This window comes from Anaerotignum sp. (assembly GCF_017483025.1).
In the GTDB taxonomy this organism is placed as follows: domain Bacteria; phylum Bacillota; class Clostridia; order Lachnospirales; family Anaerotignaceae; genus Anaerotignum_A.
The window spans coordinates 14,667-35,666 of sequence record NZ_JAFUMA010000124.1 but is presented as its reverse complement, the minus strand read 5'-3'; the positions used below and the strand labels follow the sequence as shown (position 1 = coordinate 35,666).

General features: G+C 47.7%; 16 protein-coding genes and 1 other annotated feature. Of the genes, 13 read left to right on the top strand and 3 right to left on the bottom strand.

Annotated elements, in window-relative coordinates:
- The first annotated feature begins 81 nt into the window (after nucleotides 1–81).
- The 3 genes from nifJ to IJ369_RS10540 all read left to right on the top strand — a co-directional run bounded on the left by nifJ (nucleotide 82) and on the right by IJ369_RS10540 (nucleotide 4,453).
- Nucleotides 82–3,612, top strand: a complete 3,531-nt coding sequence (gene nifJ, locus IJ369_RS10550) for a pyruvate:ferredoxin (flavodoxin) oxidoreductase (RefSeq protein ID WP_290718844.1) — start codon at nucleotides 82–84, stop codon at nucleotides 3,610–3,612.
- Nucleotides 3,613–3,742: 130 nt separating this feature from the next.
- Nucleotides 3,743–4,195: a ribonuclease domain-containing protein gene (locus tag IJ369_RS10545; protein ID WP_330613004.1), complete on the top strand. Its 453-nt coding sequence runs from the start codon at nucleotides 3,743–3,745 to the stop codon at nucleotides 4,193–4,195.
- A 12-nt stretch (nucleotides 4,196–4,207) separates the two neighbouring features.
- Nucleotides 4,208–4,453 (top strand): barstar family protein, encoded by a 246-nt coding sequence (locus tag IJ369_RS10540; RefSeq protein WP_290718843.1) that lies wholly within the window; start codon nucleotides 4,208–4,210, stop codon nucleotides 4,451–4,453.
- Between the two features lie 35 nt (nucleotides 4,454–4,488).
- Here IJ369_RS10540 and metA read toward each other — a convergent pair whose 3' ends face one another.
- A complete protein-coding gene (gene metA / locus IJ369_RS10535) occupies nucleotides 4,489–5,415 on the bottom strand; it encodes a homoserine O-acetyltransferase MetA (RefSeq protein ID WP_290718841.1) in 927 nt (308 codons plus the stop codon).
- A 24-nt stretch (nucleotides 5,416–5,439) separates the two neighbouring features.
- Nucleotides 5,440–6,726, bottom strand: coding sequence for an O-acetylhomoserine aminocarboxypropyltransferase/cysteine synthase family protein (locus tag IJ369_RS10530; RefSeq protein ID WP_290718839.1), 1,287 nt, complete (start codon nucleotides 6,724–6,726; stop codon nucleotides 5,440–5,442).
- A 78-nt stretch (nucleotides 6,727–6,804) separates the two neighbouring features.
- Nucleotides 6,805–7,049 (bottom strand) — a binding site (T-box leader).
- 314 nt (nucleotides 7,050–7,363) lie between these two features.
- Here IJ369_RS10530 and IJ369_RS10525 point away from each other — a divergent pair.
- From IJ369_RS10525 to IJ369_RS10495, 7 genes are all read left to right on the top strand, one after another.
- Entirely contained in the window at nucleotides 7,364–10,822 is a 3,459-nt protein-coding gene (locus IJ369_RS10525) for a DNA polymerase III subunit alpha (protein WP_290718894.1), read from the top strand.
- Between the two features lie 12 nt (nucleotides 10,823–10,834).
- Complete coding sequence (mtrB, locus tag IJ369_RS10520; RefSeq protein ID WP_290718837.1) at nucleotides 10,835–11,083, top strand: trp RNA-binding attenuation protein MtrB; 249 nt, start codon at nucleotides 10,835–10,837, stop codon at nucleotides 11,081–11,083.
- A 59-nt stretch (nucleotides 11,084–11,142) separates the two neighbouring features.
- Entirely contained in the window at nucleotides 11,143–12,135 is a 993-nt protein-coding gene (pfkA, locus tag IJ369_RS10515) for a 6-phosphofructokinase (RefSeq protein ID WP_290718835.1), read from the top strand.
- A gap of 35 nt (nucleotides 12,136–12,170) precedes the next feature.
- A complete protein-coding gene (gene pyk, locus IJ369_RS10510) occupies nucleotides 12,171–13,928 on the top strand; it encodes a pyruvate kinase (RefSeq protein ID WP_290718833.1) in 1,758 nt (585 codons plus the stop codon).
- Between the two features lie 287 nt (nucleotides 13,929–14,215).
- Nucleotides 14,216–15,430, top strand: coding sequence for a DUF819 family protein (locus IJ369_RS10505; RefSeq protein ID WP_290718831.1), 1,215 nt, complete (start codon nucleotides 14,216–14,218; stop codon nucleotides 15,428–15,430).
- Nucleotides 15,431–15,475: 45 nt separating this feature from the next.
- The gene (locus IJ369_RS10500) at nucleotides 15,476–16,447 is read left to right on the top strand and encodes a dipeptidase (RefSeq protein ID WP_290718829.1); all 972 of its coding nucleotides are present in this window, start codon (nucleotides 15,476–15,478) and stop codon (nucleotides 16,445–16,447) included.
- Nucleotides 16,448–16,529: 82 nt separating this feature from the next.
- Nucleotides 16,530–17,501: a dipeptidase gene (locus tag IJ369_RS10495; protein WP_290718827.1), complete on the top strand. Its 972-nt coding sequence runs from the start codon at nucleotides 16,530–16,532 to the stop codon at nucleotides 17,499–17,501.
- 55 nt (nucleotides 17,502–17,556) lie between these two features.
- Here the strand turns inward: IJ369_RS10495 and IJ369_RS10490 are convergent, their stop codons facing one another.
- Nucleotides 17,557–18,108: a cupin domain-containing protein gene (locus IJ369_RS10490; RefSeq protein WP_290718825.1), complete on the bottom strand. Its 552-nt coding sequence runs from the start codon at nucleotides 18,106–18,108 to the stop codon at nucleotides 17,557–17,559.
- Between the two features lie 209 nt (nucleotides 18,109–18,317).
- Here IJ369_RS10490 and IJ369_RS10485 point away from each other — a divergent pair, with 209 nt between their 5' ends.
- Genes IJ369_RS10485 through nadD form a run of 3 tightly spaced genes read left to right on the top strand, consistent with a single transcriptional unit; the run spans nucleotide 18,318 to nucleotide 20,992 of the window.
- Nucleotides 18,318–18,617 (top strand): YhbY family RNA-binding protein, encoded by a 300-nt coding sequence (locus IJ369_RS10485; protein ID WP_290718823.1) that lies wholly within the window; start codon nucleotides 18,318–18,320, stop codon nucleotides 18,615–18,617.
- A gap of 25 nt (nucleotides 18,618–18,642) precedes the next feature.
- A complete protein-coding gene (locus IJ369_RS10480; protein ID WP_290718821.1) occupies nucleotides 18,643–19,770 on the top strand; it encodes a DUF2974 domain-containing protein in 1,128 nt (375 codons plus the stop codon).
- The gene (gene nadD / locus IJ369_RS10475) at nucleotides 19,760–20,992 is read left to right on the top strand and encodes a nicotinate-nucleotide adenylyltransferase (protein WP_290718819.1); all 1,233 of its coding nucleotides are present in this window, start codon (nucleotides 19,760–19,762) and stop codon (nucleotides 20,990–20,992) included. Before IJ369_RS10480 ends, nadD begins: the two co-directional genes overlap by 11 nt.
- Nucleotides 20,993–21,000 lie beyond the last annotated feature (8 nt).

Genomic DNA, 21,000 nt, shown 5'->3' with positions numbered 1-21,000 from the left:
CCATTTTTGATGGCTGCAAAAGATTAAAGAGGGCTTGCCCTCAAAAAAACAAAACTCTCTAATAAAAAAGGAGGAAAAGAAATGTCTAAAGTAATGAAAACGATGGACGGTAACGAAGCTGCTGCATACGCTTCCTATGCGTTTACAGAAGTAGCTGGTATCTTCCCCATCACACCTTCCTCTCCCATGGCTGAAAAAACAGACGACTGGGCAGCGAATGGTAAAAAGAACCTTTTTGGTCAGACAGTTAAAGTAGTAGAAATGCAGTCCGAAGCTGGTGCTTCCGGTACAGTACACGGCTCCCTGGCAGCTGGTGCTCTGACAACAACATACACAGCATCTCAGGGTCTGCTGCTGATGATCCCCAACATGTACAAAATCGCCGGCGAACTGCTGCCTTGCGTATTCCACGTAACAGCACGTGCTCTGGCTGCACACGCTCTGTCCATCTTCGGTGATCACTCCGACGTTATGGCTTGCCGTCAGACAGGTTTCGCTATGCTGGTTTCCAACTCCGTACAGGAAGTTATGGACCTGGCTTGCGTAGCTCATCTGTCCGCAATCAAAGGCCGTGTTCCTTTCGTTCACTTCTTCGATGGTTTCCGTACATCCCACGAAATCCAGAAGATCGAATGCATCGACTATGATGAACTGGCTAAGATCATCGACATGGATGCAGTTAACACATTCAAGAGAAACGCTCTGAACCCTGAACATCCCGTAATCAGAGGTACAGCACAGAACCCCGACATCTACTTCCAGGGCCGTGAAGCAGCTAACAAATTCTATGAAGCTCTGCCCGCAGTAGTAGAAGAATACATGGGCGAAATCAGCAGAATCACAGGCAGAGATTACAAACTGTTCAACTACTACGGCGCTCCCGATGCTGACAGAGTAATCATCGCTATGGGTTCCGCTTGTGAAGCAATCGAAGAAACAATCGATTACATGACAGCAAAAGGCGAAAAAGTTGGTCTGGTTAAAGTACACCTGTTCAGACCTTTCGTAGCTTCCAAACTGCTGGAAGTAATCCCTAAAACAGCTAAGAAGATCGCTGTTCTGGACAGAACAAAAGAACCCGGTGCACAGGGCGAACCTCTGTACATGGATGTATGTACAGCACTGTTCGAAGCTGCAGAAGCTCCTGTTGTAGTTGGCGGCCGTTACGGTCTGGGTTCCAAAGACGTTACACCTGCACAGTTCCTGGCAGTATATGCTAACCTGTCTCTGGACAAACCCAAAAACCACTTCACACTGGGTATCGTTGATGACGTTACAAACACATCCCTGGAAGTTGGCGAAGAAGTGAACGTTACAGGCGATGACGGCACAATCTCCTGCAAATTCTGGGGTCTGGGCGCTGACGGTACAGTAGGTGCTAACAAGAACTCCATCAAGATCATCGGTGACCATACTGACAAATATGCTCAGGCATACTTCAGCTATGACTCCAAAAAATCCGGTGGTATCACTCAGTCCCACCTGCGTTTCGGTGACACACCCATCAGATCTACATACCTGGTAAAAACAGCTGACTTCGTAGCTTGCCACAAACAGGAATATGTAAACCTGTATGACATGGTTACTGAACTGAACCCCAACGGTACATTCCTGCTGAACACAGAATGGTCCGTAGAAGAACTGGATGAAAAACTGCCCGCTAAACTGAAAAGACAGCTGGCTGCTAAAAATGCAAACTTCTACATCATCAATGGTACAGAAATCGCTAAAGAAATCGGTCTGGGCAACAGAATCAACACAGTTCTGCAGGCTGCATTCTTCAAACTGGCTAACATCATCCCCATTGATCAGGCTGTAGAATACATGAAAGCAGCTATCACAAAATCCTACGGCAAGAAGGGTGACACAATCCTGAACATGAACTACGCTGCTGTTGACCGTGGTGTAGACGGCGCTGTTAAGGTTGAAATCCCCGCTGCATGGGCAACAGCTGAAGATACAGCAGTTGCATCCACAAGAAAGACAACAGATTTCGTTAAGAATATCGTTGAACCCATGAACGCACAGGAAGGTGACAAACTGCCCGTATCCGCATTCTCCGGTATGGAAGACGGTACATTCCCTTGCGGTACAGCTGCATACGAAAAACGTGGTGTAGCAGTTGATGTACCCGAATGGCAGGCTGAAAACTGTATCCAGTGTAACCAGTGCTCTTATGTTTGTCCTCACGCTGCAATCAGACCCGTTCTGGTTACAGATGAAGAACTGGCAAAAGCACCCGAAGCATTCAAAGCAGTTGAAGCAAAAGGCGGCGCTGCATTTGCTGGCCTGAAATACAGAATGCAGGTATCCTCTCTGGACTGCCTGGGCTGCGGCAGCTGTGCTGTAGTATGTCCTGCTCCTAACAAAGCTCTGGTTATGAAACCTCTGGCAACTCAGGAAGCTGAAGCTGCTAACTGGGATTTCGCTATCGATGAAGTAGCTTCTAAGGCTAACCCTATGAGCAAAGCTTCCGTAAAAGGCTCTCAGTTCGAACAGCCTCTGCTTGAGTTCTCCGGCGCTTGTGCAGGTTGTGGTGAAACACCTTACGCTAAACTGGTAACTCAGCTGTTCGGTGATAGAATGTATGTTGCAAACGCAACAGGCTGCTCCTCCATCTGGGGTGGTTCCGCACCTTCTATGCCTTACACAACAAATAAAGACGGCCGTGGTCCCGCTTGGGCAAACTCCCTGTTCGAAGACAACGCAGAATATGGTCTGGGTATGGCTTCCGCTGTAAAACAGATGAGAAACGGTCTGAAAGATAAACTGGAAAACCTGAAAGCAATCGATGCATCCGTTGCTGGTGTTGTTGATGCTTGGGTAGAAACAATGAACGATGGCGACAAATCCAGAGAAGCATCCGACGCTCTGGTAGCTGCTCTGGAAGCTTACGCTGGTGCAGATGCAGAAGCTAAGAACATCGTTGCATATGTTCTGGAAAATAAAGATCAGCTGGTTAAAAAATCCCAGTGGATCTTCGGTGGTGACGGCTGGGCTTACGATATCGGCTTCGGCGGTCTGGACCACGTACTGGCTTCCGGCGAAGATGTAAACGTTCTGGTATTCGATACAGAAGTTTACTCCAACACAGGTGGTCAGGCATCCAAATCCACTCCCGTTGGTGCAGTTGCTCAGTTCGCTGCATCCGGTAAGAGAGTGAAGAAAAAAGACCTGGGCATGATCGCTATGTCCTATGGTTATGTATACGTTGCACAGGTAGCTATGGGCGCAGATAAGAACCAGCTGGTAAAAGCTCTGACAGAAGCTGAAAAATACCATGGTCCTTCCCTGATCATCGCTTACGCTCCTTGTATCAACCACGGTCTGAAAGGCGGCATGTCCGGTGCTCAGAACGAAATCAAACGTGCAGTTGAAGCAGGTTACTGGCAGATGTACAGATTCAACCCTGAACTGAAAGAAGCAGGTCAGAATCCTTTCACTCTGGACTCCAAAGAACCTACAGGCAACTTCAGAGAATTCCTGCTGAGCGAAGTTCGTTACAGCTCCCTGCAGAGAACATTCCCTGAAATCGCTGAAGAACTGTTCGAACAGACAGAAAAGACAGCAAAAGAAAGACTGGAAGGCTACAAGAAACTGGCTCAGGGCTAATTCTTACCCTAAAAGTTTTATCTTAGCGATTTAAAAAATTGCTCCAGACCCCTCGGGGTCTGGAGTTTTTTTAATGACAAGAATTCTTTTTCGTGTTAGGATGGAACAAAGAAAAAGGAGGAGATGCAATATGAAGAAAAAATGGACAGCCCTTTTGATGGCGATGCTGATGCTTTGCATGGCTTTTATCAGCGGTTGCGGCAGCACAGTAGAGCAGGGCGGCGAAAGCCAGACAGAGGTTTATGCTATTGAAGAGGATGGCTGGTATTACAGCACAGAAGATGTAGCGCTGTATCTGTACACCTACGGCGAACTGCCCGATAACTTTATCACAAAGAAAGAAGCGCAGGAACTGGGCTGGGACAACAAAAAAGGCAACCTGTGGGAAGTGGCTGATGGCATGTGTATCGGCGGTGACTACTTCGGCAATTATGAAGGCCTGCTGCCCGAAGAGGATGAATATACAGAATGTGACGTAAACTATGAGGGTGGCTATCGTGGTGCAGAACGCATCATCTTTTCCGATGATGGCGATATCTACTACACAGGCGATCACTATGAAAGCTTTGAACAGCTGTATTGATGAGGTGAGTCGATGAAATATGTTCTGGATGGAAAAAGGATGGTTTCTAAAGATGAAACGCATGCATATCTGAAAGAAACATTTGGTTTTCCTGCGTATTACGGTAACAATTTGGATGCTCTTTATGACTGCCTGACGGCGATGGGTGAAGTGAAAGTGGAATTCATCAATGTAGACGAAATGTTGGGAACATTGGGAAGTTATGGTGAAAAGCTTCTGAAGGTTTTCATTAAAGCGGAAATGGGAATAGAAGAATAAGAAAGAGCCTTGCATTTGCAAGGCTCTTGTTCATTTTACTGATCTTTACTGATCTGTGTGATGTCATAAGGAGAAGTCTGGTATACGAAGTAGTTCAGCCAGTTGGAGTAGAGAAGGTTTGCATGGGCTCTCCATGTTACCAGAGGTTCCTGTGTGTCATCATCGTTGGGGTAGTAGTTTTTAGGCACTGCGATTTCCAGACCTGCATTTTTATCGCGCAGGTATTCTTTTTCCAATGTGCGGGGATCGTATTCGGAATGGCCCATAATGAATACCTGGCTGCCGCCATCGTTATGGATCGCATAAACGCCAGCTTCTTCGGAGGAAGCGATGATCTTCAGTCTGGGTTCTTTTTCGATGTCTTCTCTCAGCACAGTTGTATGTCTGGAGTGGGGTACATAGAAAATGTCATCGGAGCCGCGGAATAGGATAGATTTTTTCTTATCCAGTTTGTGAGGGAATACACCGAACATTTTTGCATCCATCTGTTGTTTCTGGATGCCGTAGTGGTAATACAGACCTGCCTGAGCGCCCCAGCAGATGTGGAAGGTGCTGTGTACATGGGTCTTGCTCCATTCCATGATTTCTACCAGTTCCCCCCAATATTCTACTTCTTCGAAAGGCATCTGTTCTACGGGGGCGCCTGTGATGATGAGGCCGTCCCAGTTTTTGTCTCTTACTTCATCAAAGGTTTTGTAAAAGGAGATCAGGTGGTCTTCGGGTGTATTTTTGGACTCATGGCTTTTTGTATGGATGAATTCCAGTTCGATCTGCAGTGCTGTATTGCCCAGCAGGCGGGAAAGCTGTGTTTCCGTGTCAATCTTTGTGGGCATCAGGTTCAGCAGCAGGATTTTCAGAGGGCGGATATCCTGGGTCAGCGCGCGGGTCTCCGTCATGATAAAGATATTTTCGTCGGTCAGCACTTTGGCTGCGGGTAATTCGTTGGGGATTTTAATGGGCATTGGCATGTCCTCCGTTTCTTTTACTTACTTGATTGCTTCCAGAGCCTGAGCAATATCATCGATCAGATCCTGAGCGCTTTCCAGACCGCAGGATAGGCGAACCATATCGCCGGGAACGCCGGCAGCGGCCAGTTCCGCGTCGTTCATCTGTCTGTGTGTGGAGCTTGCAGGGTGCAGGCAGCATGTTCTTGCGTCGGCAACGTGTGTTTCGATAGCGGCTGTTTTCAGGTGGCCCATGAAAGCTTCTGCTGCTTTTCTGCCGCCTTTTACGCCAAAGCTTACTACACCGCATGTGCCGTTGGGCATGTATTTTTTAGCTACTTCATAATATTTGTCGCCTTCCAGACCGGGGTATGTAACCCATTCGATCTGATCGTGAGCCTGCAGATATTTTGCAACTGCCAGGCCGTTTTCGCAATGGCGGGGAACACGAACGTGCAGGCTTTCCAGGCCCAGATTCAGGATGAATGCAGACTGGGGAGAAGGAGTGGAGCCGAAGTCGCGCATCAGCTGTGCTGTTGCTTTTGTGATGAATGCGCCTTCTTTGCCGAATTTTTCAGCGTATGTAATGCCGTGGTAGCTGTCGTCGGGAGTGCAGAGACCGGGGAACTTATCTGCATGTGCCATCCAGTCGAAGTTGCCGCTGTCAACGATGCAGCCGCCGACTGCAGCGCCGTGGCCATCCATGTATTTTGTTGTGGAATGTGTAACAATATCAGCGCCCCATTCAAAAGGTCTGCAGTTGATGGGTGTTGCGAATGTGTTGTCTACGATCAGATGAACGCCATGTTCGTGAGCTGCTTTTGCGAAACGTTCGATATCCAGAACTGTCAGAGAAGGGTTTGCAATGCTTTCGCCAAATACTGCTTTTGTATTGGGCTTAAAAGCGGCTGCCAGTTCTTCATCGGAGCAGTCGGGCGCTACAAATGTAAAGTCAACGCCCATTTTTTTCATTGTTACGGAAAACAGGTTGAATGTACCGCCGTAAATGGTAGAAGAAGCCACGACATGGTCGCCGCAGTTTGCGATATTGAACATTGCATAGAAGTTTGCAGCCTGACCGGAAGATGTCAGCATAGCAGCTGTGCCGCCTTCCAGCTGGCAAATCTTAGCAGCTACACAGTCGCATGTGGGGTTCTGCAGTCTGGAGTAGAAATAACCTTCTGCTTCCAGGTCGAAAAGTTTGCCCATGTCTTCGCTGGTGCTGTATTTAAATGTTGTGCTCTGATAAATGGGGATCTGTCTGGGTTCGCCATTTCCGGGTGTATAGCCGCCCTGTACACATTTGGTTTCGATACGGTAGTTGCTCATGATTGTGCCTCCTTGAATGTAATGCTTTGTTTGAATTGGATTCGTGTTTTTTATAGAAAAAAACCGCCTCAAAGAAACCTTTGAGACGGATATTAACCGCGGTACCACTCAAATTGCATATTTGAAAAATATGCCACCTCTTCGGGCTCCAACAAGCCCTATGCTTTTACGTAGCAGGCACGGGAGGAGCCTACCGGTGCAGATGCACTTTCGAACCTCCAGCTCGGAAGCCATAGGCTATTGAGTGAAATTGTTATCGGCTCGCAGCAACCGCCGACTCTCTGAAAACGCAGGCACTCAGCCCTCTTCGTCATTGCTTTTAGTTATGAAGTTGTTGAAAATAATTATAGCATTCCAAAAGATTTTGTCAACCATTTCGTGGCAATTTATACCGTGAGGGTGGCATGCTCTACACTGTGGGACAAAAACTGACCATATGGGACTAAAAATGGCTGTTTTTTATGCGTTTTGCTGAAAAAAATGCAATTTTCAAAAAATCATTCTCTGTTTTGGAAGGGGGTTTTTGAGACGATTATATTTTGTGGGAAAAGAAATTATGATATACTGGTATATATTGAAAAAGAGGAAATTTTAGTATATAAGGGAGGTGCGTAAATTGGAGAATGATGAAATGAATATGGAAATCAGACCATTTACGCATCTTCATGTCCATACAGAATATAGCCTGCTAGACGGTTCTGCAAAAATCAAGGAACTGGTGCAACGGGTTAAGGAGCTGGGGATGGACAGCATTGCTATCACGGACCATGGCGCCATGTATGGTGCTGTTGAGTTTTACAAAGCGGCGCTGGATGCAGGCATCAAACCTATCATCGGTTGTGAGGTCTATGTGGCGGAAGGTTCTCGTTTCAAAAAAGAAGGCAAGGGCGGCGGATATTATCATCTGGTGCTTCTGGCAGAAAATAACGAGGGCTATCAGAATCTGATCAAACTGGTTTCCTATGGCTTCACGGAAGGCTTTTATTACAAACCCCGTGTGGATAAGGAACTTTTGCGGAAATATAGTAAAGGGCTCATCGCTTCCAGTGCCTGCCTTGCAGGGGAAGTCCCCAGAAATATTCTGAATGTTTCCTACGAAAAGGCGAAGGAAGCGGCCCTGGAGCATCTGGAAATCTTCGGCGAAGGCAATTACTTTCTGGAATTGCAGGACCATGGTATGCGAGAGCAGAAAGTGGTCAATCAGGCATTGGTAAAGCTGAGCAAGGAAACAGGCATTCCTCTCATCTGCACCAATGACAGCCATTATATCTATAAAGAGGACGCAGACCCCCACGATATCCTGCTTTGTATCCAGACAGGCAAGACCATTCTGGACGAAGACCGCATGCGCTATGAGGGGGGGCAGTTCTATGTGAAAAGCCCAGAGGAGATGTATGATCTTTTCTCCTATGCCCCTGAAGCCTGCGAAAATACGGCAAAGATCGCGGAACGCTGTAATGTGACATTCACCTTCCACGATTTGAAATTGCCTCGTTTTGACGTGCCTGACGGCAAAACAGCAAAGGAATATTTAAGAGAAATTTGCTATAAAGGCTTCAAAGAAAAATATCCTGAACCCAAGGAAGAATGGAAAGATCGTCTGGAATATGAACTTTCCACCATCGAAAACATGGGCTATGTGGATTATTTCCTCATCGTTTGGGATTTTATTAAATATGCAAAAGATAACGGTATCATCGTTGGCCCCGGCCGTGGCTCTGCGGCGGGCAGTATGGTTTCCTACTGCCTTTCCATCACGACCATCGATCCTTTGAAATATGACCTGATCTTCGAACGTTTCCTGAACCCGGAACGTGTCAGCATGCCTGATATCGACATCGACTTCTGCTACGAAAGAAGACAGGAAGTCATCGACTATGTAATTCGAAAATACGGCGAAGCCAACGTAGCCCAGATCATCACATTCGGTACCATGGCGGCAAGGGCGGCCATCAAGGACGTTGGCCGCGCTCTGGCGATGCCTTATGCGGATGTAGACCGCATTTCCAAAATGATTCCTACGGAGTTGGGCATCACCATTGAAAAAGCCCTGAAAATGAACCCTGATTTAAGAAAGGCTTATGAGGAGGAAGAGGATACGAAGCGCCTCATCGATACATCCCTTCGTCTGGAAGGCTTGCCTCGACATTCTTCCACCCATGCGGCGGGCGTTGTTATCTGCCGTGAGCCTGTTATGGAATATGTGCCCCTCCGTGCCAATGACGGGCAGGTCAATACCCAGTATACCATGACTTTGCTGGAAGAACTGGGGCTCCTGAAAATGGATTTCCTTGGTTTGAGAACCCTGACTGTTATCCAGTCTGCGGTGCAGGAAATCGAACGTATCCATGGCGTGAAGCTGGATATGGATAACCTGCCTGAAAATGACCCTGCGGTCTACGATATGATCTGTCAGGGGAAAACGGAAGGCGTGTTCCAGCTGGAAAGCGGCGGCATGAAGCAGTTCATGAAGGAACTGCAGCCCAGATGTCTGGAAGATATGATCGCCGGTATCGCCCTGTATCGTCCCGGCCCCATGGATTTCATCCCCAAATATATCAAGGGGAAAAATGCCGGCGGCAACGTACAGTATACCCATCCGAAACTGGAGCCTATCCTGGAAAACACCTACGGCTGTATCGTGTATCAGGAACAGGTTATGCAGATCGTACGAGATCTGGCGGGCTACAGCCTTGGCCGAAGCGACCTGGTGCGCCGTGCCATGAGTAAGAAAAAGGCTTCCGTCATGGCGGAAGAACGGGAAAAATTCATCTACGGCGATGGGGATGAAGTGCCCGGTTGTGTGAAGAACGGCATCCCTGCAGAAGCGGCGGAGACCATCTTCGATGAAATGACAGACTTCGCAAAATACGCGTTCAATAAGAGCCATGCGGCCTGCTATGCGGTGGTTGGCTATCAGACAGCATGGCTGAAAGCTCATTATCCCGTGGAATTCATGGCAGCGCTGATGACCAGCGTCATGGATAATGCCACGAAGGTTTCCGGCTATGTGGAAGAATGTAAAAAGATGGGTATCCAGCTTTTGCCCCCCGATATCAACGAGGGCTACAGGCAGTTCTCTGTGTCTGACGGCAAGATCCGTTTTGCACTGGCGGCGATCAAAAACGTCGGCAAGGGCGCGGTGGATGCGCTGGTTTCTGAAAGAGAAAAGAATGGCCCCTTCACTTCCCTGACGGATTTCTGCAGCCGCATGGAAGGCGGGGAATGGAACAAACGCGGCATCGAGGGTCTGATCAAAGGGGGCGCCATGGACAGCCTGGGCGGCTTCCGCAGCCAGTATATGGTGGCCTACAAAGGCGTTATCGACGGCATCATTCAGTCCAGAAAAAATAATATCGAAGGCCAGCTGAACCTGTTCGATATGGGAGGCGGAGACGAAGCCTTCCAGCAGCAGGACGAACTGCCGCCTATCCCTGAATATCCGCCCAGAGAAAAACTGGCTATGGAAAAAGAGGTGCTGGGCATTTATGTCAGCGGCCATCCTCTGGCGGAATATGAAGACCAGCTGAGAAGGAAAATCAGCCACAGCAGCTTGGATTTTATCCCTCCCGAAGAGGGCGAAGATCGCCTGCAGGTGGAAGAAGAAACCAAGGTCATTGTTGGTGGTATGGTGGCGGCCATTTCTGTGAAATATACCAGAAACAATGATAAGATGGCATTTGTAACGCTGGAAGATTTCCAGGGCAGCATGGAGATTGTCATTTTCCCCAAGGTCTATGAAAAATGCGCCTCTTTCCTGAAGGAGGATGAAGTCCTTCTCATAAAGGGCAGAGCCAATGTTTCTGCCGATGGGGAAGGCAAAGTCATTGCCCAGGAAATGAAGCCTTTGGTGCTGGGGGAAAAAGAGCCGCCAAAATCCGTCTGGCTGAAGCTGACCGCAGGGCAGAAAGTGCCTTTCGGGCAGATTACGGCGATCTTGGGAAAATATCACGGGAGTATCCCTGTATATATCTATGATGAAAAAACAAAACAGAAAATGAAGGCAGACCGTGCCAACTGGGTCACAGGGGAAGAAGAACTCTGTGAGGAGCTGCGGCTTCTGCTTGGCGAAAAAAACGTTGCGTTGAAATATTGAGGAGGAATTCGTATGGCTGAAAAGATTGGAACAGATACATCCTATATCTGTGTGAAAGCCTTGGAAAAAGGGGTAAACATCATCGGCGTGACCCGCGGCGAGGTGACAAAGATCCACCATACGGAAAAACTGGATCAGGGTGAAGTGCTGATCGCCCAGTTTACAGACAATACCTCTGCTATGAAGATCCGCGGCAATGCGGAAGTATACACCCAGTTCGGTGTGATCCGTGCCGGAGAGATTGATGTAGAGAAAAAATAAGAAATTTTATTGGGAAGCGGATATTGGGACGCTTTTACAATTGAGGAGGATTTCAAATTATGACAGAATTGAACAAAGACAAAAAAATCAAAAAAATCGGCGTACTGACCAGCGGTGGCGATGCCCCCGGTATGAATGCGGCCATCCGTGCCGTTGTCAGAACAGCAAAATACTATGGCGTTGATGTCGTAGGCATCCGCAAGGGTTACGCAGGGCTGATCGGCGGCGAGATCAAGGAAATGCACAGCAAGGATGTTTCCAACGTAATGAACCTAGGCGGCACTATCCTGCATACAGCACGCTGTCCTGAAATGATGACAGAAGAAGGCGTGAATAAAGCAGCTGCCATCTATAAGATCCTGGGTCTGGATGCGCTGGTTGTCATCGGCGGTGATGGTTCCTACCGTGGTCTGGCGGAACTGGCAAAACGCGGTGTAAACGGCATCGGTATCCCTGCCACCATCGACCTGGATATGAAAGGTACAGAATATACCATCGGTTTCGATACAGCGGTAAATACCGGTATGGATGCTCTGAATAAGCTGCGTGACACATCCAACTCCCACGAAAGATGTTCTGTTGTGGAAGTTATGGGCAGAGATGCAGGCTATATCGCCGTATGGTGCGGTATGTGCGGTGGTGCAGAAGAAGTTATGTTCCCTGAAGAAAAAGAAAACATCGACAGTAACAAAGTTATCCAGCAGATCCTGGAGAATAGAAGCACCGGGAAACGCCATAATCTAGTAGTAGTGGCAGAAGGCGTAGGCGGCACACAGAAACTGGCAAAGGATATCCAGGAAATCACAGGTATCCAGACCAGAGCAACCATCCTGGGCCATCTGCAGAGAGGCGGCAGCCCTACAGCTGTTGACCGTATGCATGCTTCCATGATGGGTTATCATGCCGTAAAATCCATCCTGGAAGGAAAAGAAAATGTTGTTATCGCATACAACAAAGGGGAGTATGAAGTACTGGATCTGTTTGAATCCATGGAAATGAAGAAAACACTGGATCAGGAGATCTATGATGTAATCAAGATTCTGTCTATCTGATTTGATTTACAGAAGAAAAGAGGAGGTAACGCAATATGCGTAGAACGAAAATCGTCTGCACGCTGGGTCCCGCCACAAGCGATGTGGAAACTATGAAACAGCTGATCCGAAACGGTATGGATGCCGCTCGTGTCAACTTTTCTCACGGGACTTATGAAAGCCATGCAGAGACCATTGCGAAATTGAAGCAGGCCAGAGAGGAATTAAATGCACCTATCCCTCTGATTTTGGATACAAAAGGCCCTGAAATTCGTGTAAAAACATTCAAAGAAGAAAAAGTAAGACTGGAAGAGGATGCAACATTTACCCTGACCACAAGAGAGGTGGAAGGGGATGAGAATATTGTTTCCGTGACCTATGAAGATCTGCCAAAGGATCTGCGCAGGGGCTCCCGCGTGCTGATCGACGATGGTCTGATCGAGTTGAAGGTAGAAAATATCACGGAAACAGACGTAATCTGTAAAGTTATCAACGGCGGTATTGTCAAATCCCGTAAGGGTGTGAATCTGCCCGGTGTAAAGGTGAATCTGCCTTCCCTGATGGAAAAAGATATCCAAGATTTGAAATTTGGTGTGGAAAATGGCTTTGATATCGTAGCGGCATCCTTCATCCGTTCCGCTGAGGACGTTGCGAAGATCCGCAAGGTGCTGGAGGAAAACGGCGGCGGAAATATCCATATCATTTCCAAGATCGAAAACCAGCAGGGGGTAGAAAATATCGATAAGATCCTGGAGGTTTCCGACGGTATCATGGTTGCCAGAGGCGACCTGGGCGTGGAGATCCCCCCTGAAGAAGTACCTCTGGTGCAGAAAATGCTGATCGCTAAGGCGAATCGCATCGGCAAGCCTGTTATCACAGCCACACAGATGCTGGAAAGCATGGTACACAGCCCTCGCCCCACAAGAGCGGAAGCCAATGACGTTGCCAATGCGATTTTTGATGGCAGCGACGCCATCATGCTCTCAGGGGAAACGGCAGCCGGCGCATACCCTCTGGAAGCAGTGGAAACTATGGCGCGTATTGCTGTGAAAGCAGAAAGCGGCGTGGATTATGCTACAAAGATGGTAAACACGGAACCTGCCAGAGTGAATATCACCAATGCCATCAGTATGGCAGCCTGTGCCACGGCGGCAGAGCTGAACACAGCAGCCATCAGCACCATCACAAGATCCGGCTTTACAGCCAGAATGATTTCCAAACATCGCCCTATCTGTCCTCTGATCGCCAGCACATCTGACGAAAGAGTATGGAGACAGATGAACCTGATCTGGGGCTGCAAGCCCATGCACTATACAGGAGAGCTGCCCAAGGGCGGTGTATTCGACACAGCTCTGAAGATTGCTATCAGCAGCGGGCTTTTGAAAAATGGCGATACAGTGGTATCTGCTTTAGGCATGCCTCTGGGCTTCAGCGGTGCTACAAATACCCTGCGTGTGGATATTGTAGGCGATGTCCTTTGCAAGGGGAAAGGCGTTGGCACAAAGAAAGTCAGCGGCACAGCCAGAGTTATCACCTCCCGTGACGGCGTGGAACGTACCTTTCATCAGGGGGACATTCTGGTAACAACGGCCACTGACAGCAGTTTCATGCCCTATATCAGAAAGGCAGGGGCGATCGTTGTTGGACCACTGGATCAGAACGTGAACAGCCATGCGGAAGTTTCCGGCAGCGCGCTGGATATTCCCGTCATCGTATGTAATGCCAAGGTAGTGGATTTTATTCCTGCCCATTCCCTGATCACGGTTGATGCAGAAAAAGGCTTTGTTTACAAGGGTATTCCAAAAGAAGATTAAAAATAGAGAGACCTCCTTGGGAGGTCTCTTTTGCTTTGTTCAAAATTATGAATAAATTTTTGAATTGTGAGCACAAGATAAAAAACACAATGGCAGAATTGTCCAAAAATACTATATTTCATAGAGTTTTTTGTCAAAATGGCGGATTGACGAAATCTTTACGGAATGTTAACATAGTGTGTGTAGATTCAGGATATTGAAAAAATTCAACATAATGAATAGCGCTATTATACATAATCTCCTGAACTGCAACAAAAAATTTTATATTTTGATAAGGAGGTAATATTATGAGTACACCACTGATTAGTGCTGACAACACATGGGCACTGATGGCTATCACATGTGGCTGGGCTGCATTCTCTATCTATGCAGAACAGACATGGGCATGGGCATCTAAAATTTCCGGTGCGATCGTTGCGCTGCTGGGCGCTCTGATCCTGACAAACCTGGGTATCATCCCTACAAACTGTGTATGGTTCGATGATATCGTATGGGGCTTCGTAGTTCCTATGGCTATCCCTCTGCTGCTGCTGACTTGCGACATCCGTAAAATCGGTAGAGAAGCCGGCAAGATCCTGATCGTTTTCCTGTTCGGCTCCATTGGTACAACCGTAGGCGCGCTGCTGGGCTTCGCGCTGCTGGGCGACCACGTTGAAAACCTGGCTGGCGTAGCTGCGATGATGACAGGTTCCTACATTGGCGGTACAGTAAACTTTGCTGCTCTGTCCAGTGCATTCGAAGTTCCTGGCGAAACAGTATCTGCTGCAGTAGTAGCTGATAACCTGCTGATGACTCTGTACTTCTTCGTACTGATCATGATCCCCAGCATCAAATTCTTCTACAACAAATTCACACATCCTCACATTGACGAAGTAAACGCAAGAGGCGTGGATGAAGAAGCAAAAACACAGGCTGCTGCATACTGGGGCAAAAAACCCATCTCCCTGCAGGATATCGCTATCAACATCGCAATCTCCGTTATCATCGTTTGGGTTTCCACAGAAATCGCTGCTGTTCTGGCTGCTGTGATCCCTACAAGCAACCCCGTTCTGGCTCTGCTGAATGGTATGCTGGGTAACAAATACTTGGTTCTGACAACAATCACAATGATCATCGCAACAGCATTCTCCAAACCTCTGGAAAACCTGGGCGGTTCTCAGGAAATCGGTACATACCTGATCTATCTGTTCTTCTTCGTAGTAGGTGCACCCGCTTCCATCAAAGCGATCTTCCTGAATGCTCCCCTGCTGCTGGTATTCTGTGCAATCATGGTATTCGTTAACATGCTGTTCTGCTTTGTATTCGGTAAACTGTTTAAATTCGACCTGGAAGACATCATCCTGGCTTCTAACGCAAACATCGGCGGCCCCACAACAGCTGCAGCCCTGGCTATCTCCAAAGGCTGGGTAAAACTGATTGGCCCCATCATGCTGGTTGGTACACTGGGCTATGTAATCGGTACATATTTCGGTACATTCGTAGGTCAGTTCCTGGGCGCATAAGCATATGCTGAACAACAGGACTGAATGAGAAAGAAGGCAAGCAACATGATTTTTGACGGACATAGTGATATTTTTACGGACGTGACCGTTCGTAGACTGAAAGGCGAAACACAGGTACTGAAAAATCATCACCTGCCTCGTCTGAGAAAGGGCAACATCGAAGGCAGCTGCTTCGTTCTGTGGATCGATCCTCCTCACGATGCAAATCCTCCCAAGAGATTGGGTGAACTGATGCAGTGCATCAAGGACGAAATGGCTGAATGTGAAGAAGCTGTTATCGTAACAAATTACAAAGAAATCGAAGAAGCGAAAAAAGCAGGTAAATTCTATATCCTGCCCGGTATGGAAGGTCTTTCCGGTATCGGCACAGATCTGGATAAGATCGATGAGTTGTACGATTTTGGCGTACGTCATGCTATGCTGACATGGAATGAACAGAACGATCTGGCAACAGGCGCAAAAGCTGACCCCAACAGAGGTCTGACTGCACTGGGCAGAAGAGCAGTTCGCAAACTGCATGATAAGCATATGATCGTTGACGTTTCTCACACAAATGAACGTACTTTCTGGGATATGGCAAAAATCGGCGGCGGCCCTCTGATGGCTTCCCATTCCAACGTATGGGCGCTGAAAAACCATACCAGAAACCTGACAGACTGCCAGCTCTTGGAAATCAGAGATACAAATGGTATCATTGGTCTGAATTCCTTCAATGAACTGGTAGCAAATAGAATCGAAGAACAGACAGTAGAAGGCCTGATCAGACACGCTGACTACATCGCAAACAAGATCGGTGTAGAACATCTGGCATTGGGCTTTGACTTCTGTGAATTCCTGGATGATGAAGCTGCTGGTGCTTTTTCCGATCAGGAAAACACATTTACAAAAGGTCTGGAAGACGCATCTCATGTTCCTTTCATGATCGAAAAAATGAAAGAAGCCGGCTTCAGCGACAAAGAACTGGAAATGATCTGCACAGGCAACTGGTTTGATCTGATCAAGAGAGTCGTTGGCTAAGCAATAACTTCAAAATCCAAAAGCCGGAGAACAATTTTGTTTTCCGGCTTTTTTTGACACGAAAGAGGAAAGAGGGATAAGTATGATTTTTGACGGACATAGCGATATTTTCAGTGACGTTAGATATAAAAGAGAAGCGGGCGAAACACAGGTTCTGAAAAACCGTCATCTGGAAAGACTGCAGAAGGGCGGCATCGGCGGCGCATGCTTCGTAATCTGGGCAGATACATTCAATGGCCTGGATCCCATGGATGAAATGGCTGCTATCATCAAAGGCCTGAAAGAAGAAATGGCAGAAACACAGGATTTCGTTCTGGTACATAATACAGCAGAAATCAAAGCGGCAGAAGCAGCAGGCAAATTTGCTGTACTGCTGGGTATCGAAGGTCTGGCTGGTATCGGCGAAGACCTGAGCAAGATCGACGAACTGTATGATCTGGGCGTACGCCATGCCATGCTGACATGGAACGAAGAAAACGCACTGGCAACAGGCGTAAAGGGCAACCCCGACAGAGGCGTAACAGAACTGGGTAAACAGGCTATCAAAAAAATTCAGGATAAGAAAATGATCCTGGACGTTTCCCATATCAACGAAAAATCCTTCTGGGATGTGATGGATGTTTCTAATGGCCCTATCCTGGCTTCTCATTCCAATGCGAAGGCACTGGCAAGCGCAGCGAGAAACCTGACAGACGATCAGCTGCTGGCAATCAGAGATACAAAGGGTCTGGTTGGTCTGAATGCTTTCAATGATTTTGTCAGCGATATCAGAGAAGAACAGACTGTAGACGGTCTGGTAAGACACGCTTCCTACATCGCAGATAAGATCGGTGTGGAACATCTGGGCTTCGGCTTTGACTTCTTCGAATTCCTGAACACAGACTTCATGAAGAGCTACAGCGACCAGGATGATTCCCTGCTGAAAGGACTGGAAGACTGCTCCAAAGTTCCTGTACTGATCGAAAAGATGAAAAAAGCAGGCTTTACAGATAAAGATCTGGAAATGGTAAGCGGCGGCAACTGGCTGAACCTGATTCAGAGAGTGATGGGCTAAGCATCGAAAAAGACATAAAAAAGACCTCCGAATTTCGGAGGTCTTTGCTTTTATATCAGAAAAATTTTGGCGTCATAGCCCAGATGGAGACACAGTCTTCCTCACCATTGTTGATGTATTTATGGGGCAGGGTACTGTCAAAATAGATACTGTCTCCTTCGTTCAGGATATAGTCCTTGCCGTTCAGCAGCAGGGTCAGAGTGCCTTTCAGCACATAGCCACATTCTTCCCCCTCATGGGTGATCTGCTTACGATCGTATGTATAGCCACTTTTCAGGGTAATGACCATCATATCCAGAGAGCGGTCATCCTTATTGGCATGAAGCAGTTTATAATAACTGCTGTCGTTATGCATGACGATGGTACGATGTTCCCCTTTACGGGTGATGAAATGCTCTTCCTGGGGTTCTTCGTGGAAGAAATAGTTGATATTGGTATCCAGCGCCTTTGCCAGTCGCCATAAGCTGGTGACGGAAGGAACGACCAGATCTCGTTCAATCTGGCTGATGAGGCCTGTGCTGACATCGGAGAGCCTGGAAAGTTCGGCAATGCTCAATTTTTTTTCTGTTCGTAATTGTTTTAATTTTCCGCCGATTAAAATTTCCATAAATGCCTCCCCCTTGTCTTCGGTAAAATATGCTTAATGATATTTTATCACTTTTAAAAAAACGGAACAACTCTTTTTTATAAGAAGGTGGAAGGAATTTACAGAAACATGGCAGAGGGGGATTTTCCCTGTTTTCGTTGCAAATGGGGGATTTCTGTGCTATGATAGGAAAGATTATATTGAGAAAGACTGTACAGAAGGAGAATATTATGTTAACAAGCAAACAGAGAGCATTCCTGCGCGGAATGGCAAATGGCATCGATGCAATTTTTCAGGTGGGCAAAAACGGCGTAACACCTGAACTGAGAGACACAGTGTTCAATGCACTGGAAGCAAGAGAACTGGTAAAGATCAGCGTGCTGGATAACAACATGCTGGGCGCAAGAGAAGCGGCTGAAATGCTGGCAAGCAGAACAGGCGCCGAAGTGGTTCAGGTCATCGGCAACAAATTCGTGCTGTATAAAGCTGCAAAGAAACCCGTGATCGAACTGCCTCCCGCAAAGAAGTAATAAAAGCAGAAAAGAGGGGGAGACTATGGCAAATATGTTTGACTATCTGACTTGGCGGGGAGACCTGACATTGTCTCAGTCTCCCTTTCAGGATGTGGATTCTTTGATTTTATCCACATTGGCATATGTATTTTTTGATGGTATCGTGCCGGAAAGCAGGGAAGAGACCATTACCATTGCCCAGGCATCGGAATTATATTTTGCCCGCCCCCAGACAGCCTGGAGATCCAGAGTGGAGCAGGATCTGGAGCTGCTGGCTTATCTGGCGGAAAGCGAGCGCTTTTCCAAAATGGAATTATGCGGCTATGTGAACAGGCTGGATTTTGCGGCAGAGAAGCAGTTTTCTGCTCTGACGATTCAGACAGGGGACGATATGGCTTTCGTGGCCTATCGCGGAACAGATTCCTCTTCCGTGGGTTGGAAAGAGGATTTTAACATGAGCTTTATGGATACGGTTCCTGCCCAGCAGGATGCTGGCATCTATCTTTGCCAGGCGGCGGAGCATTTCGGCGGAAAGCTGCGGGTAGGCGGCCATTCCAAGGGTGGCAATCTGGCGGTTTTTGCGGCGGCGATGTGCCCGAAGGATGTGCAGGAACGCATCGTGGCAGTCTATAACCATGATGGCCCTGGTTTTCGGGAAGGGATGCTGCAAAGGGAAGGATATCGTGCCATTTTGCCCCGCGTGCAGACCTTTGTGCCCCGGTCTTCTGTCATCGGTATGCTGCTGGAGCATGAGGAAGAATATACCGTCATCCAAAGCAGCCAGAAGGGTATCATGCAGCATGATCCTTATTCCTGGAAGATCATCGGGAAGGATTTTGTGCGGCTGGAGGCACTTTCGGAAGAAAGCCGTCTGCTGGATAAAACGGTGAAAGCATGGCTGAACGGCCTGCCAGAGGAACAGCGGGAAAAATTTGTGGATACCGTTTATGAGGGCATTTCCATCCTGCCCATGGATGAATTTGGGGAAATACAGATCTCTCCGAAAGGCGCTTTGCAGGCATTGCGGGCCTGGGGCGATGAGGATGTGGAAACGAAGAAGCTCATTGGGGATTCTTTGAAGCTGCTGATACAGGCGGCAAGAAAAACCGTTGAAGAGTATACCCTGCCGAAATTAGGCAATTGGGAAAGAAGGAACGAAAATGAGAAATGAAATCGCAAATTTTAAGGATTGCAAAAGTATCGCCATCATGGGCGGCACCTTTGACCCGATCCATAATGGCCACCTGGTGACAGCGGAAGCGGTGCGGCACAGATTCAAGGTTGAACGCGTGATCTTTATGCCCGCAGGCCAGCCTGCCCATAAGACCAATAAAAAGGTGACCCATAACGAACATCGTTACCTGATGACGGTGCTGGCGACTATGAGAAATGAGAATTTTGAAGTTTCCCGTATCGAGATCGACCGCCCCGGCGTGACTTATACCATTGATACCATCGAAGCCCTGAAAAAAATGTGCAGACCCGATGTGCGCCTGTATTTCATCACTGGTGCCGATGCCATCCATCAGATCATGACCTGGAAAGAACCGGAACGTCTGCTGAGCCTGTGCGACTTCGTGGCGGTAACAAGACCCGGTTACGATAGAAATAAATTGTTTGAAGATATCGGTGAGATCAGAGAAAAATTTTCCACACGTATCCACTATATGGAAGTGCCTGCTTTGGCTATCTCTTCCTCCGATATCCGCGAAAGAGCCCGGAAGGGCGAGCCCATCAAGTATCTGCTTCCCCAGGAGGTAGAGGATTATATCCATAAATTTGGGCTGTATCAGGATGATGCAAAAGATGAGGTGAAATTTATGCTGCCTATTGAAACAATGCAGGAAAAACTGCAGTCTGCCATTTCCGTAAAACGCTATATCCATACCATGGGCGTGGCGGATGAAGCGGTGAAGCTGGCGGAAATTTATGGTACATCTGCAGATCAGCAGAAGGCAAGAGTTGCCGGCCTGCTGCATGATTGTGCCAAGGATTATCCCGAAAACATGCGACTGCGTTTCTGTAAGGAATATAAAGTGAAAACGGACGAGATTATGCAGAAGCAGACGGATCTGATCCATCCTTTCCTGGGCGCGGAGGTTGCCAAGAGGGAATATCAGGTGATGGATGAAGATATCCTGAATGCCATCCGTTTCCATACCACAGGGCGTGCGGGCATGTCCCTGCTGGAAAAAATCGTATTCATTGCCGATTATATCGAGCCCAACCGCGAAAAATTTGCGGGGCTGGATGAAGCAAGACGTCTGGCTTATCTGGATCTGGATCAGGCAATGGAATATATCCTGGAAAACACCATCTCTTACGTGAAGGCAAGGGGCAGACTGCTGCATCCCCTGTCTCTGGAAGCGCTGGAATATTATAAAAATCGTTGAGAAGGAGG

Bases quoted from the DNA above. Each gene is read 5' to 3' on its own strand.
- nifJ (WP_290718844.1), top strand. From the start codon at position 82: ATGTCTAAAGTAATGAAAACGATGGACGGTAACGAAGCTGCTGCATAC.
- IJ369_RS10545 (WP_330613004.1), top strand. From the start codon at position 3,743: ATGAAGAAAAAATGGACAGCCCTTTTGATGGCGATGCTGATGCTTTGC.
- IJ369_RS10540 (WP_290718843.1), top strand. From the start codon at position 4,208: ATGAAATATGTTCTGGATGGAAAAAGGATGGTTTCTAAAGATGAAACG.
- metA (WP_290718841.1), bottom strand. From the start codon at position 5,415: ATGCCCATTAAAATCCCCAACGAATTACCCGCAGCCAAAGTGCTGACC.
- IJ369_RS10530 (WP_290718839.1), bottom strand. From the start codon at position 6,726: ATGAGCAACTACCGTATCGAAACCAAATGTGTACAGGGCGGCTATACA.
- IJ369_RS10525 (WP_290718894.1), top strand. From the start codon at position 7,364: ATGGAAATCAGACCATTTACGCATCTTCATGTCCATACAGAATATAGC.
- mtrB (WP_290718837.1), top strand. From the start codon at position 10,835: ATGGCTGAAAAGATTGGAACAGATACATCCTATATCTGTGTGAAAGCC.
- pfkA (WP_290718835.1), top strand. From the start codon at position 11,143: ATGACAGAATTGAACAAAGACAAAAAAATCAAAAAAATCGGCGTACTG.
- pyk (WP_290718833.1), top strand. From the start codon at position 12,171: ATGCGTAGAACGAAAATCGTCTGCACGCTGGGTCCCGCCACAAGCGAT.
- IJ369_RS10505 (WP_290718831.1), top strand. From the start codon at position 14,216: ATGAGTACACCACTGATTAGTGCTGACAACACATGGGCACTGATGGCT.
- IJ369_RS10500 (WP_290718829.1), top strand. From the start codon at position 15,476: ATGATTTTTGACGGACATAGTGATATTTTTACGGACGTGACCGTTCGT.
- IJ369_RS10495 (WP_290718827.1), top strand. From the start codon at position 16,530: ATGATTTTTGACGGACATAGCGATATTTTCAGTGACGTTAGATATAAA.
- IJ369_RS10490 (WP_290718825.1), bottom strand. From the start codon at position 18,108: ATGGAAATTTTAATCGGCGGAAAATTAAAACAATTACGAACAGAAAAA.
- IJ369_RS10485 (WP_290718823.1), top strand. From the start codon at position 18,318: ATGTTAACAAGCAAACAGAGAGCATTCCTGCGCGGAATGGCAAATGGC.
- IJ369_RS10480 (WP_290718821.1), top strand. From the start codon at position 18,643: ATGGCAAATATGTTTGACTATCTGACTTGGCGGGGAGACCTGACATTG.
- nadD (WP_290718819.1), top strand. From the start codon at position 19,760: ATGAGAAATGAAATCGCAAATTTTAAGGATTGCAAAAGTATCGCCATC.